This is a genomic window from Pseudescherichia sp. (genome assembly GCF_031998825.1).
GTDB lineage: Bacteria > Pseudomonadota > Gammaproteobacteria > Enterobacterales > Enterobacteriaceae > Pseudescherichia.
The window spans coordinates 40,865-54,152 of sequence record NZ_DAMACX010000030.1 but is presented as its reverse complement, the minus strand read 5'-3'; the positions used below and the strand labels follow the sequence as shown (position 1 = coordinate 54,152).

At 58.9% G+C, this 13,288-nt stretch carries 15 protein-coding genes; 5 read left to right on the top strand and 10 right to left on the bottom strand.

The window, feature by feature from the left end:
• The 3 genes from RTP97_RS14335 to gpmM form a co-directional block, all read right to left on the bottom strand.
• Window positions 1-450: divergent polysaccharide deacetylase family protein (locus RTP97_RS14335; protein WP_312414784.1), on the bottom strand; the 450-nt coding region annotated here is incomplete at its 3' end.
• Between the two features lie 36 nt (window positions 451-486).
• Window positions 487-1,755 (bottom strand): murein hydrolase activator EnvC, encoded by a 1,269-nt coding sequence (gene envC / locus RTP97_RS14330; RefSeq protein ID WP_312414782.1) that lies wholly within the window; start codon window positions 1,753-1,755, stop codon window positions 487-489.
• 9 nt (window positions 1,756-1,764) lie between these two features.
• The gene (gene gpmM, locus RTP97_RS14325) at window positions 1,765-3,312 is read right to left on the bottom strand and encodes a 2,3-bisphosphoglycerate-independent phosphoglycerate mutase (RefSeq protein WP_312414779.1); all 1,548 of its coding nucleotides are present in this window, start codon (window positions 3,310-3,312) and stop codon (window positions 1,765-1,767) included.
• A 249-nt stretch (window positions 3,313-3,561) separates the two neighbouring features.
• Here gpmM and RTP97_RS14320 point away from each other — a divergent pair, with 249 nt between their 5' ends.
• The 5 genes from RTP97_RS14320 to cysE all read left to right on the top strand — a co-directional run bounded on the left by RTP97_RS14320 (window position 3,562) and on the right by cysE (window position 6,667).
• Window positions 3,562-3,993 carry a rhodanese-like domain-containing protein gene (locus RTP97_RS14320; protein ID WP_042393305.1) on the top strand — a complete coding sequence of 144 codons (432 nt, stop codon included), beginning with the start codon at window positions 3,562-3,564 and terminating at the stop codon, window positions 3,991-3,993.
• Window positions 3,994-4,007: 14 nt separating this feature from the next.
• On the top strand, window positions 4,008-4,259 hold the full coding sequence (grxC, locus tag RTP97_RS14315) for a glutaredoxin 3 (RefSeq protein WP_312211729.1): 252 nt from the start codon (window positions 4,008-4,010) through the stop codon (window positions 4,257-4,259).
• Between the two features lie 32 nt (window positions 4,260-4,291).
• Window positions 4,292-4,759: a protein-export chaperone SecB gene (gene secB / locus RTP97_RS14310; protein ID WP_312414777.1), complete on the top strand. Its 468-nt coding sequence runs from the start codon at window positions 4,292-4,294 to the stop codon at window positions 4,757-4,759.
• Entirely contained in the window at window positions 4,759-5,778 is a 1,020-nt protein-coding gene (gene gpsA, locus RTP97_RS14305) for an NAD(P)H-dependent glycerol-3-phosphate dehydrogenase (protein WP_103820486.1), read from the top strand. Before secB ends, gpsA begins: the two co-directional genes overlap by 1 nt.
• Before the next feature lie 70 nt (window positions 5,779-5,848).
• Window positions 5,849-6,667: a serine O-acetyltransferase gene (gene cysE, locus RTP97_RS14300; RefSeq protein ID WP_042393296.1), complete on the top strand. Its 819-nt coding sequence runs from the start codon at window positions 5,849-5,851 to the stop codon at window positions 6,665-6,667.
• Window positions 6,668-6,717: 50 nt separating this feature from the next.
• Here cysE and trmL read toward each other — a convergent pair whose 3' ends face one another.
• The 7 genes from trmL to mtlD all read right to left on the bottom strand — a co-directional run bounded on the left by trmL (window position 6,718) and on the right by mtlD (window position 13,264).
• Complete coding sequence (trmL, locus tag RTP97_RS14295; protein WP_312414774.1) at window positions 6,718-7,191, bottom strand: tRNA (uridine(34)/cytosine(34)/5-carboxymethylaminomethyluridine(34)-2'-O)-methyltransferase TrmL; 474 nt, start codon at window positions 7,189-7,191, stop codon at window positions 6,718-6,720.
• 47 nt (window positions 7,192-7,238) lie between these two features.
• Window positions 7,239-8,423 carry an FMN-dependent L-lactate dehydrogenase LldD gene (lldD, locus tag RTP97_RS14290; protein ID WP_312414771.1) on the bottom strand — a complete coding sequence of 395 codons (1,185 nt, stop codon included), beginning with the start codon at window positions 8,421-8,423 and terminating at the stop codon, window positions 7,239-7,241.
• Window positions 8,420-9,193, bottom strand: a complete 774-nt coding sequence (gene lldR, locus RTP97_RS14285; RefSeq protein WP_312414768.1) for a transcriptional regulator LldR — start codon at window positions 9,191-9,193, stop codon at window positions 8,420-8,422. Before lldR ends, lldD begins: the two co-directional genes overlap by 4 nt.
• Window positions 9,190-10,845, bottom strand: a complete 1,656-nt coding sequence (lldP, locus tag RTP97_RS14280; protein ID WP_312414765.1) for an L-lactate permease — start codon at window positions 10,843-10,845, stop codon at window positions 9,190-9,192. Before lldP ends, lldR begins: the two co-directional genes overlap by 4 nt.
• A gap of 259 nt (window positions 10,846-11,104) precedes the next feature.
• Complete coding sequence (locus RTP97_RS14275) at window positions 11,105-11,467, bottom strand: YibL family ribosome-associated protein (RefSeq protein WP_312414764.1); 363 nt, start codon at window positions 11,465-11,467, stop codon at window positions 11,105-11,107.
• Between the two features lie 58 nt (window positions 11,468-11,525).
• Entirely contained in the window at window positions 11,526-12,116 is a 591-nt protein-coding gene (gene mtlR, locus RTP97_RS14270; protein ID WP_409455948.1) for a mannitol operon repressor MtlR, read from the bottom strand.
• Window positions 12,116-13,264, bottom strand: coding sequence for a mannitol-1-phosphate 5-dehydrogenase (mtlD, locus tag RTP97_RS14265; RefSeq protein ID WP_312414760.1), 1,149 nt, complete (start codon window positions 13,262-13,264; stop codon window positions 12,116-12,118). The genes mtlR and mtlD overlap by 1 nt, the downstream gene beginning before the upstream one ends.
• Between the last annotated feature and the right edge of the window lie 24 nt (window positions 13,265-13,288).

Here is a 13,288-nt window from a genome sequence, read left to right as displayed (position 1 = left end):
CATTGCCTGGCTGTTGCCGATGGTCATGCTGTCGAGGAAGTAGAGGTTATAGCGCTCCAGAGCCTGCATCACTTTCTGCATGCCAAACAGGCTGGAGGTCATGGCGCTGCCCATGTGGTTATTCAGGCCGACGGCATAGGGTACTTTGCCATAGGCGTCGCGAATGATGCGCTCGATCTCGTCGCTGCTCATCTCCGGGCGCAGGGTGTCTTTTTCCAGCGGCTGCTTGCTCAGCGGGGCCATCGGCAGGTGGATCAACACCTCATGGCCGCTATTGTGCGCTTTCGTGGCCATCTCATGGGCGTGCGGGGCGTTAGGCAGCACGGCAACGGAAACCGCGGCGGGCATCGCCAGCACCTGGTTTTCCGTATGCGGGCGATAGCCGAAATCATCAATGACAATGGAGAGCTTGCCGGCGTGCGCCGGAACAATAAACGGCAGAAGCGTCATAATCGCGAAAAACAGACGACGAAGCTGAAGCAAAACTTATCTTCCCAACCACGGTTGTGGATTAACCGCCTGACCCTGACGACGAATTTCAAAATAGAGTGACGGACGGCCCTGACCGCCACTGCTGCCCACAAGGGCAATGGGCTGACCGGCGCGAACCTGGGTTCCAACGCTGACCAGTGCGCTCTGATTATAGCCGTAAAGGCTCATATCGCCTTTCCCGTGCTCAACCACCACAACCAGGCCGTAGCCTTGCAGCCAGTCGGCGAGGATCACCCGCCCGTCAGCAATAGCTTTTACTTCGCTACCTTCGGACGCGCCAATCACAATCCCTTTCCACCGTAGCTCACCCTGCAGCTGTTCGCCATAGCGATGCAGCAGCGAGCCGCGAACCGGCCAGTAAGCCTGACCACGCGGCGAGCCTAAACCCCCGGTGCGCGACATCAGCGAGCGCTCGTTCTCGGTAGGCTTATAGGTGGTGCCTTTACGGGAGGCCTCCTGCTGGCGATCGCGCACCGCATCGGCCTCGCGCGCCTCGCGCTCTGCTCGCGCTTTCGCGGCGGCTTCCGCCCGGGCAAGGCTGTTGCGCAGACGCGATTCGTTAGCACGTAGCTCGCTCAGCTGCTGCTGGCCCGCCTGAATAGAGCTTTCCAGGCTAGTAAGGGTCTTTTTACGCTCGTTGCGTGCCTGCTCCAGCTTCGCCTGCTGGGCCTGCTGTTCATAGAGCAGCGTCTGCTGCTGGCTCTGCTTCTCTTCCAGCTCGGCCCGCTGGGCAGCGACCTCTTCACGGGTCTGCTTTAGCTGGGCGATGGTCTCCTGACGCGCCTGGTTCAGGTAGCCGTAATAGGCCTGCATGCGCTCGCCGCGGGCGGTCTCTTCGCTATTGAAGATATACTGCACCCCGGAGTGCTCGCCCTGGCGAAAGGCGGCATCGAGCTGGGCCGCCAGGTTACGCTCCTGGCTGGCTTTCTGCTGCTCAAGCCTGGCAATCGACGCGTTCATGGCGTCAATCTGCTTGTTAAGTTCGTTGAGGGTGCTTTGGGTTTCACGCAGCTTGCGGGCGGCGGCAGAGATCGCCTCCTCTTGCTCTTTAAGCTGCGCCAGAAGCGTAGCGCGCTGCTGCTGCTGCTGACGTACCGCCCGCTCTTTGCTGGCGATATCGGCCTGAATCGATTTTAGCTGGTCACGATCGTCTGCGTGGGCGGGAAAAGCGCACAGCAAAACGCCAGCGCTGAGCGCGCTGGCACAGAACAATGGCCGGACAGTGCCGGCCCATGTAATTGAAAAAATCGCCTTTCCCCTCATGGGGAGCGATTATTCCACGATGAACAGCGGCTTGCCAGTCATCTCTTGCGGGATTTCCATGCCCATCAGGCTCAGCATGGTTGGTGCGATGTCCGAAAGTTTACCGCCGCTGACTGCTTTAACCGATTTACCACCAACGTAGATCAGCGGAACCGGCAGGTTAGTATGGGCAGTATGGGCCTGGCCAGTGGCCGGGTCGCGCATCTGCTCAGCATTGCCGTGATCCGCAGTAATCAACAGCTGGCCGCCTGTGGACTCTACCGCGTCGGCTACCTCAGCGATGCATTTGTCCAGCGTTTCGACGGCGGCAACGGCAGCCTCAAACACGCCGGTATGGCCGACCATATCACCGTTCGGATAGTTGCAGATGATGGTGTCGTACTTGCCGCTCTTAATGGCGGCGACCAATTTTTCAGTTAATTCTGCAGAGCTCATCTCCGGCTGCAGGTCGTAGGTTGCCACTTTTGGGGAGTTGATCAGGATGCGATCTTCACCGCTGAACGGCTCTTCCACGCCGCCGTTGAAGAAGAAGGTGACGTGCGCATACTTCTCTGTTTCAGAGATGCGCAGCTGGGTTTTGTCGTTCTTCGCCATCCACTCGCCAAAGGTGTTGGCCAGCGAGGCGGGCGGGTAGGCGCAGGACGCGGTGATGTCAGCAGCGTATTGAGTCAGCATCACGAACTCGCCCAGCTTGACCGCTTTTTTACGGGCAAAGCCGTCAAAGTCGGCGTTGACGAAGGCGCGGGTGATTTCACGGGCGCGGTCGGCACGGAAGTTCATGAAAATCAGCGCGTCGCCATCCTGCATGGCAGCGTCAGGCTGGCCTGCGGCGCGGATCGCCGTCGCCTTCACGAATTCGTCGTTCTCGTCGCGCGCGTAGGCGGCCTGGAGACCCGCCACGGCGGTGTCGGCCTGGTATTCGCCCTTCGCCTGAGTCATCAGGTCATAGGCCTGCTCAACGCGATCCCAGCGGTTATCGCGGTCCATGGCGTAGTAGCGGCCAATAATCGTGGCGACGCGGCCTTTACCCAGCTCGGCAAACTTCTCTTCAACGCGTTTGAGAGAGGACTCTGCGCTGCGCGGCGGCGTGTCACGGCCGTCGAGAAACGCGTGCAGGTAGATCTTCTCTGCGCCGCGTGCCGCAGCCAGCTCTACCATCGCCAAAATATGATCCTCATGGCTGTGCACGCCCCCTGCCGAGAGCAGGCCCATAATGTGCACGGCCTTGTTCTGCGCCACGGCGTTGTCCACCGCGCCCGTCAGCGCCGGGTTGCTGAAGAAGGTGCGCTCTTTAATCTCAACGTCCAGACGGGTGAGATCCTGATAAACAATGCGGCCCGCGCCCAGGTTGACGTGACCCACTTCGGAGTTACCCATCTGGCGGTCGGGCAGGCCCACTTCGAGGCCGGATGCGTCAACCAGCGTGTGCGGGCGTTGCGCCCACAGGGCGTCCATCACCGGCGTTTTGGCATTAAGAATAGCGTTATCCTGCTGATCTTCGCGGTAGCCGTAGCCATCCAGAATCACCAGTACCATAGGTTTTTTAGTAACCGACATTGCGACAACCCTCAAGCTCATAAGACAAAAAATTTGCCTGATTTTACTACGACTGAATCGATTAAATAGCCGCAGAAGATCAAAGAAAAGGGCCGGGAAAGCGCTGATTCAGGCCGCTTTTAGCGCTTTTTTCCGTGACGGTGCGCAGAAAATGCATTCCTTGCTGCTCGCTGGCTGTATTTGCCACACTGCACAGGTATACTCCCTTCCTGGTTTTTTTATTCACTGAGTCGGGAGCTGTTACCCCCCATGCAAGAAATTATGCAATTTGTTAGCCGTCACCCCATCCTCTGTATCGCGTGGGTTGTGTTACTGGGGGCGGTGCTGTTCACCACCTTCAAGGGCCTTACATCAAAAGTGAAAGTGATCACCCGTGGTGAAGCGACGCGTCTGATTAACAAAGAAGAGGCCGTGGTTGTCGATCTGCGTCAGCGTGATGATTTCCGCAAAGGGCATATCGCCGGCGCGGTGAATTTGCTGCCAGCCGAAATTAAAGCCAATAATGTAGGTGAGCTTGATAAACACAAAAGCAAACCCATTATTGTTGTAGATGGTTCTGGCATGCAGGCGCAGGAGCCTGCCAGCGCGCTGGTCAACGCGGGCTTCACACAGGTTTATGTGCTGAAGGACGGCGTTGCAGGCTGGAGCGGCGAAAACCTACCGCTGGTTCGCGGTAAATAATCTGGAGAAGCGTTATGGCCAACATTGAAATCTATACCAAAGCCACCTGCCCATTCTGCCATCGTGCAAAGGGGTTGCTGGACAGCAAAGGCGTAACCTACGCGGAGCTGCCGATTGACGGCGATGCCGTGAAGCGCGAAGAGATGATTCAACGTAGTGGCCGTACGACCGTGCCGCAGATTTTTATTGATGCACAGCACATTGGCGGCTGTGACGACTTGTATGCGCTGGATGCGCGTGGTGGACTCGATCCCCTGTTGCGCTAAGGCGTTTGAGTATATTACTAAGGGTTTTTCTCATGTCAGAACAAAATAACACCGAAATGACTTTCCAGATCCAGCGTATCTACACCAAGGATGTCTCTTTTGAAGCGCCAAATGCGCCTCATGTATTCCAGAAAGACTGGCAGCCAGAAGTAAAACTGGATCTGGATACCGCATCCAGCCAGCTGGCTGATGACGTATACGAAGTGGTCTTGCGCGTGACCGTGACCGCAAGCCTGGGTGAAGAGACCGCATTCCTGTGTGAAGTTCAGCAGGCCGGTATCTTCTCCGTTGGTGGTATCGAAGGCAACCAGATGGCGCACTGCCTGGGCGCGTACTGCCCGAACATTCTGTTCCCGTACGCTCGCGAGTGCATCACTAGCCTGGTTTCTCGCGGTACCTTCCCGCAGCTGAACCTTGCGCCGGTCAACTTTGATGCGCTGTTCATGAACTATTTGCAGCAGCAGTCTGGTGAAGGTACTGAAGAACATCAGGATGCCTGATGAGTACACCTAATGCTCATATGACTGTGATCGGTGCCGGCTCCTACGGCACCGCTCTTGCCATTACGCTGGCAAGAAATGGCCACCAGGTTATTCTCTGGGGGCACGATCCAAAACATATCGCGACCCTGCAGCACGATCGCTGCAATGCCGCGTTCCTTCCCGATGTGCCTTTCCCCGACACGCTGCATCTTGAGAGCGATTTAGCGACCGCACTCCAGGCCAGCCGCAATATTCTGGTGGTGGTGCCAAGCCACGTGTTTGGCGACGTGCTGCGCCAGATCAAGCCGCTGATGCGCGACGATGCGCGTATTGTCTGGGCGACCAAAGGGCTGGAAGCCGAAACGGGCCGCCTGTTGCAGGACGTGGCGCGTGAAGCGCTGGGCGACACCATTCCGCTGGCGGTGATCTCTGGGCCAACCTTCGCGAAAGAGCTGGCGGCGGGTCTGCCAACGGCTATCTCGCTGGCCTCGACGGACAGCGCCTTTGCTGAAGATCTCCAGCAGCTGCTGCACTGCGGCAAAAGCTTCCGCGTCTACAGCAACCCGGACTTTATCGGCGTACAGCTCGGCGGCGCGGTGAAAAACGTTATCGCCATTGGCGCAGGCATGTCGGACGGCATCGGCTTTGGTGCCAACGCCCGTACCGCGCTCATTACCCGTGGGCTGGCGGAGATGTCACGCCTCGGCGCTGCGCTGGGTGCGGCGCCTGAAACCTTCATGGGGATGGCAGGGTTAGGCGATCTGGTGCTGACCTGTACCGATAACCAATCCCGCAACCGCCGCTTTGGCATGATGCTCGGCCAGGGTATGGACGTGCAGCAGGCTCAGACGCAGATCGGCCAGGTGGTGGAAGGCTACCGCAATACGAAAGAGGTCCGCGAGTTGGCACACCGCTTTGGTGTCGAAATGCCAATTACCGAGGAGATATTTCAAGTATTGTATTGCGGTAAAAACGCGCGCGAGGCAGCATTGACCCTATTAGGGCGCACGCGCAAGGACGAGCGTAGCAGTCAGTAATTTCAAATCACCTAAATGGACACGGCCAACGTAGATTGGCCGGTCTCTTTTATTACGTCTGGAGTATGCAATGCCGTGTGAAGAGCTGGATCTGGTCTGGAATAATATTAAAGCCGAAGCCCGGGCGCTGGCGGACTGTGAGCCCATGCTGGCCAGTTTCTATCACGCAACGTTACTCAAGCATGAAAATCTTGGCAGCGCCCTGAGCTATATGCTGGCCAACAAGCTGGCATCGCCCATCATGCCCGCTATCGCTATTCGGGAAGTGGTCGAGGAGGCGTACGCCGCCGATCCAGAGATGATCGCCTCTGCCGCCTGCGATATTCAGGCCGTGCGCACCCGTGACCCGGCGGTGGATAAATACTCTACGCCGCTGCTCTACCTGAAAGGTTTTCATGCGCTGCAGGCCTACCGCATCGGGCACTGGCTATGGGCAGAGGGTCGCCGCGCGCTGGCTATCTTCCTGCAAAACCAGGTCTCGGTCTCGTTCCAGGTCGATATTCACCCGGCGGCACGGATTGGTCGCGGCATCATGCTCGACCATGCAACCGGCATCGTCGTCGGTGAAACGGCGGTGATTGAAAACGACGTCTCGATCCTGCAATCCGTCACCCTCGGCGGGACCGGCAAAACCAGCGGCGATCGCCACCCGAAAATTCGTGAAGGGGTGATGATTGGCGCAGGGGCTAAAATCCTCGGCAATATTGAAGTCGGACGCGGGGCGAAGATTGGCGCGGGTTCGGTGGTGCTGCAGCCTGTGCCGCCCCATACCACCGCTGCCGGCGTCCCGGCACGCATTGTCGGCAAGCCTGAGTCGGACAAGCCTGCGATGGATATGGACCAGCATTTTGCTGCCCACCACGGGTTCGAGTACGGCGACGGAATATAATCCGCACGTATCATGTAGGCCGGGTAAGCGTAGCGCCACCCGGCGAAACCTCAACTCCGTAATACCGCTCCGGCATACCCCAGCTGACGCCATGCCTCATACACCACCACCGATACCGCGTTAGACAGGTTCATGCTGCGGCTGTCCGGCATCATCGGGATGCGGATCTTCTGCTCTGGCGGCAGCGCATCCAGAATCGTCGCGGGCAGGCCACGCGTCTCGGGACCAAACATCAGATAGTCGCCCTCCTGATAGCTCACCGCGCTGTGCGCAGGCGTGCCCTTGGTGGTAAGCGCAAACAGACGCTGCGGGTTTTCCGCCGCCAGAAACGCCGCGTAATCAGCATGACGCTGCACGGCGGTGAACTCATGGTAATCCAGCCCCGCACGGCGCAGACGCTTATCGTCCCAGGTAAAGCCCATCGGTTCGATAATATGCAGGCGGAAGCCGGTATTGGCGCAAAGACGAATGATATTCCCGGTGTTCGGCGGGATTTCCGGTTCAAATAAGACGATGTTCAGCATGGTGCCCCCTCAATAACGCGGGGCAGCATAGCAGAATTACGCGTAAATTACGCCGCGTCGCCGGTCTTCACCGGTTCGAATACCGACTCGTGCTCGACGTTCTGCACCAGCAGGTCGCGGGTGATCTCCTTAATGGATTTCGCCCCGGTCAGGGTCATCGCCACGCGCATCTCTTTCTCGATCAGGTTCAGCAGGTTCGCTACCCCCGCCTGGCCGTGGGTCGCCAGCGCATAGAGGTAGGCCCGGCCCAGCAGCACGCTGTCCGCCCCGAGGGCAATCATTCGCACCACGTCGAGGCCGTTACGGATCCCGCTGTCGGCCAGGATAGTGATGTCGCCCTTCACCGCATCGGCAATCGCCGGCAGCGCCCGGGCTGAGGAGAGCACGCCATCCAGCTGGCGGCCGCCGTGGTTTGAGACCACGATGCCGTCCGCGCCAAAACGCACTGCATCACGGGCATCCTCTGCATCAAGGATCCCTTTGATCACCATCGGGCCGTCCCAGAATTCGCGGATCCACTCCAGGTCCTTCCACGAGATAGAGGGATCGAAGTTGTTCGCCAGCCAGCCAATGTAATCCTCAAGCCCGGTCGGCTTGCCGAGATAGGTAGAGATATTGCCCAGATCGTGCGGACGGCCGTGCACGCCCACGTCCCAGGCCCAGCGGGGGTGGGTCACCGACTGCCAGTAGCGGCGCATGGCGGCGTTGGCACCGCTCATGCCGGAGTGGGCATCGCGGTAGCGCGCCCCCGGCGTTGGCATATCAACGGTAAAGACCAGCGTCGAGCAGCCCGCCGCTTTCGCCCGCTCCAGGGCGTTGCGCATAAAGCCGCGATCGCGCAGAACGTAGAGCTGGAACCACATCGGACGCTTCAGGGTGGGGGCCACCTCTTCGATCGGACAGACCGAGACGGTGGAGAGGGTAAAGGGAATACCCTTCGCATCGGCAGCGGCGGCGGCCTGCACCTCGCCCCGACGGGCGTACATACCGCACAGTCCTACCGGCGCGAGTGCCACCGGCATGGAGAGCTTTTCGTTAAACAGCGTGGTCTCCAGGCTCAGATCGGCCATATTCTTCAGCACGCGCTGGCGCAGGGCAACCTGGGCGAGATCCTCTACGTTGCGGCGCAGGGTATATTCCGCGTACGCGCCACCGTCGATGTAGTGGAACAGGAAAGGGGGCAGGATGCGCTGAGCCGCTGCGCGGTAATCACTGGCTGCAGAAATAATCATGCGGTGTTCTCCCTGGTAGGATCGGCATCGCCGGGCAGGCGGGTGATGCGTGCCTGGCGGGCCTGATCTTCATCGAATTGTTTAATGGTGGTATGGACAAAACCCAGATGCGCCATCATCGCTTTGCGCGCGGCCTCGGCGTTGCCGGCCAGGATAGCGTCGAGCACGGCCTGGTGCTGCTCGGTAAGCTGGGCGAACACCGGTGGAACCTGATACATGCGCTGGCGGCTCTGCTTAACCGAAGACTGCAACAGATCGAAGAAGCCGCGCATGGTCTGCAGCAGCACCACGTTGTGGGAGGCTTCGGCGATCGCCAGATGAAAGCGCACGTCCGCCTGCGAGGCGATATCCGGATCTCTGCTCTGGGTGGCCTCGTAGCAGACACGAAGCTTCTCTTTATCGACATCGGTGGCGCGCATCGCCGCGTGCCAGGCGGTGCTGGCCTCGATGGCGTGGCGAGCTTCGAGAATATCGAAGCTGTAATCCGGGTCGTGCTCCAGCAGGGTTTTCAGCGGCTGGACAATATTTTGCTCAGACCATTCGTCGTGCTGCCAGCGGACAAAGGTGCCGCCGCCGCGACGGCTTAGCAGCACCCCTTCGTTCACCAGCGTAGCCAGCGCTTCGCGCAGAGAGTTGCGCGACACGCCAAGCTGCGCCGCCAGCTGGCGCTCGGCGGGCAGCTTCATGCCCGCCTCCAGCTGCTGCTCTTTTATCAGCGCCCGCACGCGAGAGGCGATCTCATCGGAGAGGCGTTTAGGCATGACAATCACGGGATCATCCAGGTTAAGACATAGGCCTGAAGGGTGGTGATAACCCCCACCATGCAGGTGAAAATCAGGCTGTGCTTCACGGTGAAGCGGAACAGATCCGACTCTTTACCCACCAGCCCCACCGCCGCACAGGCAATGGCGATAGACTGCGGGGAGATCATCTTGCCCGTCACGCCGCCGGTGGTGTTGGCCGCCACCAACAGCACATCCGAGACGCCAATCTGCTGCGCCGCTGTCGCCTGCAGGGCGGCGAACAGGGCGTTCGACGAAGTATCGGAGCCGGTCAGGAATACCCCCAGCCAGCCGAGGAACGGCGAGAAGAAGGTGAAGGCGTTGCCGGTATGGGCCAGCGCCAGGGCCAGCGTCGAGGAGAGACCGGAGTAGTTCGAGATAAAGGCGAACGCCAGCACCATGCCGATGGAGTAGATGGGCAGGGCCAGCTCCTTCAGCGTGCTGGCAAAGGTCTGTACCGCCGCCGCTGGCTTCATACGCAGCCAGACAATAGAGAGCAGAGCAGCGAAGAGGATCGCCGTCCCGGTGGCCGAGAACCAGTCAAATTTATAGACCGCCGCATAGGGCGTTGCCGCGCTGACCACCGGCGGCATGCGGGCCACCAGCTTATCCAGGTACGGAACTGAAATGTTGATCACCATGTCGTACAGCGCCCCGCCCGGGGCAAACAGCGCTTTGAACGGCGGGACACTCCACAGCGTCACCGTAGCGGTGAGGAACAGGAACGGCGACCACGCCTTGATAATCTGGCCCGCGCTATAGCGGGTGCGCGTCAGGGTCTCATCGACCTGTGCGGCACCCATATCGCCGAAGCGGAAGATGCGCACCGGCTGCCAGCGTTTCAGGAACAGCGTCAGGCAGACCAGCGACACCAGCGAGGAGATGATGTCCGGCAGCTCGGGGCCGATAAAGTTAGAGCTAAGGTACTGGGCGATGGCAAAGGAGCCACCCGCCACCATCACCGCTGGCCAGGTCTCTTTGATGCCGCGCCAGCCGTCCATAATCGCCATGATCCAGAACAGCACGATAATGGTTAAAAACGGCAGTTGACGACCCACCATCTGGCCGATCTCAAAGCTGTCCAGCCCCGTGACCTGCCCCGCCACCAGAATCGGGATCCCCATCGCGCCAAAGGCCACCGGCGCGGTATTGACGATCAGGCACAGCCCGGCGGCATAGAGCGGATTAAAGCCCAGCCCCACCAGCAGCGCAGCGGTGATCGCCACCGGCGCGCCAAAGCCCGCCGCCCCTTCAAGAAACGCCCCGAAGGAGAAGCCGACGATCAGCATCTGCAGGCGCTGGTCCGGCGTAATGGAGAGGATGGAGGAGCGGATGATGTCGAACTGCCCGGTCTTGACCGAGATTTTGTAGACGAACACCGCGGCAATAATGATCCACGCAATCGGCCACAGGCCGTAGAAGAAGCCGTACACCACCGACGCCATGGCGCGATCGACCGGCATTTTATAGAAAAAGAGCGCCACCAGCAGGGCGATAGCAACCGTGTAAGTTGCAGCAAGGTAGCCCTTCAGCTTGAGCTTAATCAGCGCAAAGAAGAAGAACAGGATCGGCAGGGATGCGATCAGGCTCGACAGCCAGATGTTACCGGCCGGATCGTAGTTTTGTTGCCACAGGCTCATTGCGTCTCTCCTGGGACCCTTCTGGCCGATCGGCGGTGAGTCTGCGCTCATCTCTGCGTCACAGTCAGTGTAAAAGTGGTCCAGCCAATTGGGTTGTGTAGGGGTTATGACAACAAATGGTTAACCAGATGTTATGTTTCAGCAATGAGTTTGTAAGTGGAAATCGTGGAAGTGTGAAGCGCAGGGCGGTTGGTTTGAGGATTGGTAGGGCCAATTAGAGGGTATTGCCGGGCAGGCGTGGCGCTACCCGGCAAAAAAATCAGAACTCAGTCTTCGCGAAGCCGGTCATCTCTTTCAGGCCCATCTCACGGCCCAGGGCGGTCATCGGGTGAACCACCACCAGTCCACGGACACTCTTCTTCAGCTTGCCCATGTCGGCCTGCTCTTTTTTGGTAATCGCCCGGCGGTAGGGCAGATCCATCAGCTTCTGCGCCTCTTTGCTCAGCTTCTGGCCGTGCACTTCGCGCAGGCGAGTAATCTCCGCTTCCAGCGTCTCTTTCTCTTTTTCCAGCTCGGCATACTTCTCGGCAGACTCAACCAGCGACAGGGCAGCCTGCTGGTGGCGAATGGCATCCAGGCGATCGCTCAGGCGTTTAATTTCGTTCTTTTCGATTTCTTTCATAACAGATGACTCTAAAAACAGGGGAATTACTGCAAAGGATACACTAATGTGCGCAACGTTACTTCTGAAAGGCTTTTTTCAGGCTGATGCGAGAGATCAGCCCGGTCAGGGAGAGAACCATCGTAGAGCGTACCACCTGCTGGTACCGCTGCTTCTGCATCGCATAGAGGTCTGCGTCGCTGGTATCAAACTGTGGCACCGGGGGCAGGGCAGAGACGCAGTGCAGCTCGCCAAAGGGGCCGAGGATCTCGTCATCGGTAAACCCGTACTCGTTACCGTCGTGATTCAGCTCTTCACGCAGGGCCATCAGCAGCTCAGCGTCCTCATACTCATGACGGCTGATCACGCCGAGGCCATAGATCAACTTTAAGCGCACAGAGAGATCGCCCAGCGGGCCATCGCCCTCCAGCAGCGGCTCCACGGCGTATTTCACCGCATAGTCGTCTTTGCGGAACACCTGAAGTACCAGAATATTCACCGCTTCGGTGAGTAGCTCAACGGCGGCGATGAGGAAACTTCGGACGGTTTTGCCAGCATTCAGACGCTCAAGCACACGGTTTTCAAAGGCCTGGGTTTCTTCCATTATTGCCTGCATATCCGACAATCTTATATTCGGGCGCAGAGGTTCACTCCGCGCCGGGTGGGGCATCATGCCTGAGCGTTATAAACGTTAACCGCTTCTGCGACAACGTCGCTCGTGCTTTCCAGACCGGAGATCTGCGCCAGCGCAGCCTGCGGGCCTTTTTCGTCAATCAGCGCGGCCAGCTCAAGCGCCTGCGGATCCTGCTCGCTGCGGTAGTGCATGGCAGCGGCGATCCCTTTTACGAGGTTCTCGTGCGGCAGGCCGTACTCCAGGGTGCCCAGCAGCGGCTTGATCAGACGGTCGCCGCTGCTCAGCTTACGCAGCGGCTGGCGGCCTACGCGCTCAACGTCATCCTTCAGGTACGGGTTCTCAAAGCGGCCAAGGATCTTCTCGATATAGGCAGCGTGCTTCGCCTCATCAAACTGGTAACGCTTGATCAGCACCGCACCGCTCTCCTCCATCGCCCCTTTCACTACCGCGCGGATCTTCTCATCTAGAATGGCGTCGCGAATGGTCTGATGGCCTGCCTGGCGGCCAAGGTACGCGGTTATAGCATGGCCGGTGTTCAGGGTGAAGAGCTTGCGCTCCACAAAGGCCATTAAATTATCTGTAGGTTCCATACCCGGGATGTTCGGCAGCGCGCCTTTGAACTGGGTTTTATCAACAATCCACTCGCTAAAGGTCTCAACGGTCACCTCCAGTGGATCGTTAGCGGCAGAGGCCGACGGCGGAACGATGCGGTCTACGGCCGAGTCTACGAAGCCGACGTGCGCTTCAACCCAGGCTTTGTCCTCATCGGCCAGCGCATTAAGAACGTGGCCTTTCAGCTGTGTCGTACCGCGCACCATGTTTTCACAGGCGATGATATTCAGCGGGGTTTCTACGCCCTGGGCTTTACGCTTCGTCAGGCCTTTGGCAATGGCGGGTGCGATGCGCTCCAGCACAACCGGGCCGACCGCCGTGGTCACCAGGTCTACTTCGGCGATCAGATCGACGACCTCATCACCGATGCTGCTCACCGCGTTGACGCCGGAGACGGTATCCACCTGCTCGTTTTCACCCACCACATGAACCTGATAGCTATGACGGGCATTCAGGGCGTCGAGCACCGTCTGATTCACATCGGCGAACGTCAGCGTAATTCCAGCGTCCGCCAGCAGTTTGCCGATGAAGCCACGTCCGATATTACCTGCGCCAAAATGTAATGCTTTCATAGTATTAACCTTCATTAATGTTTT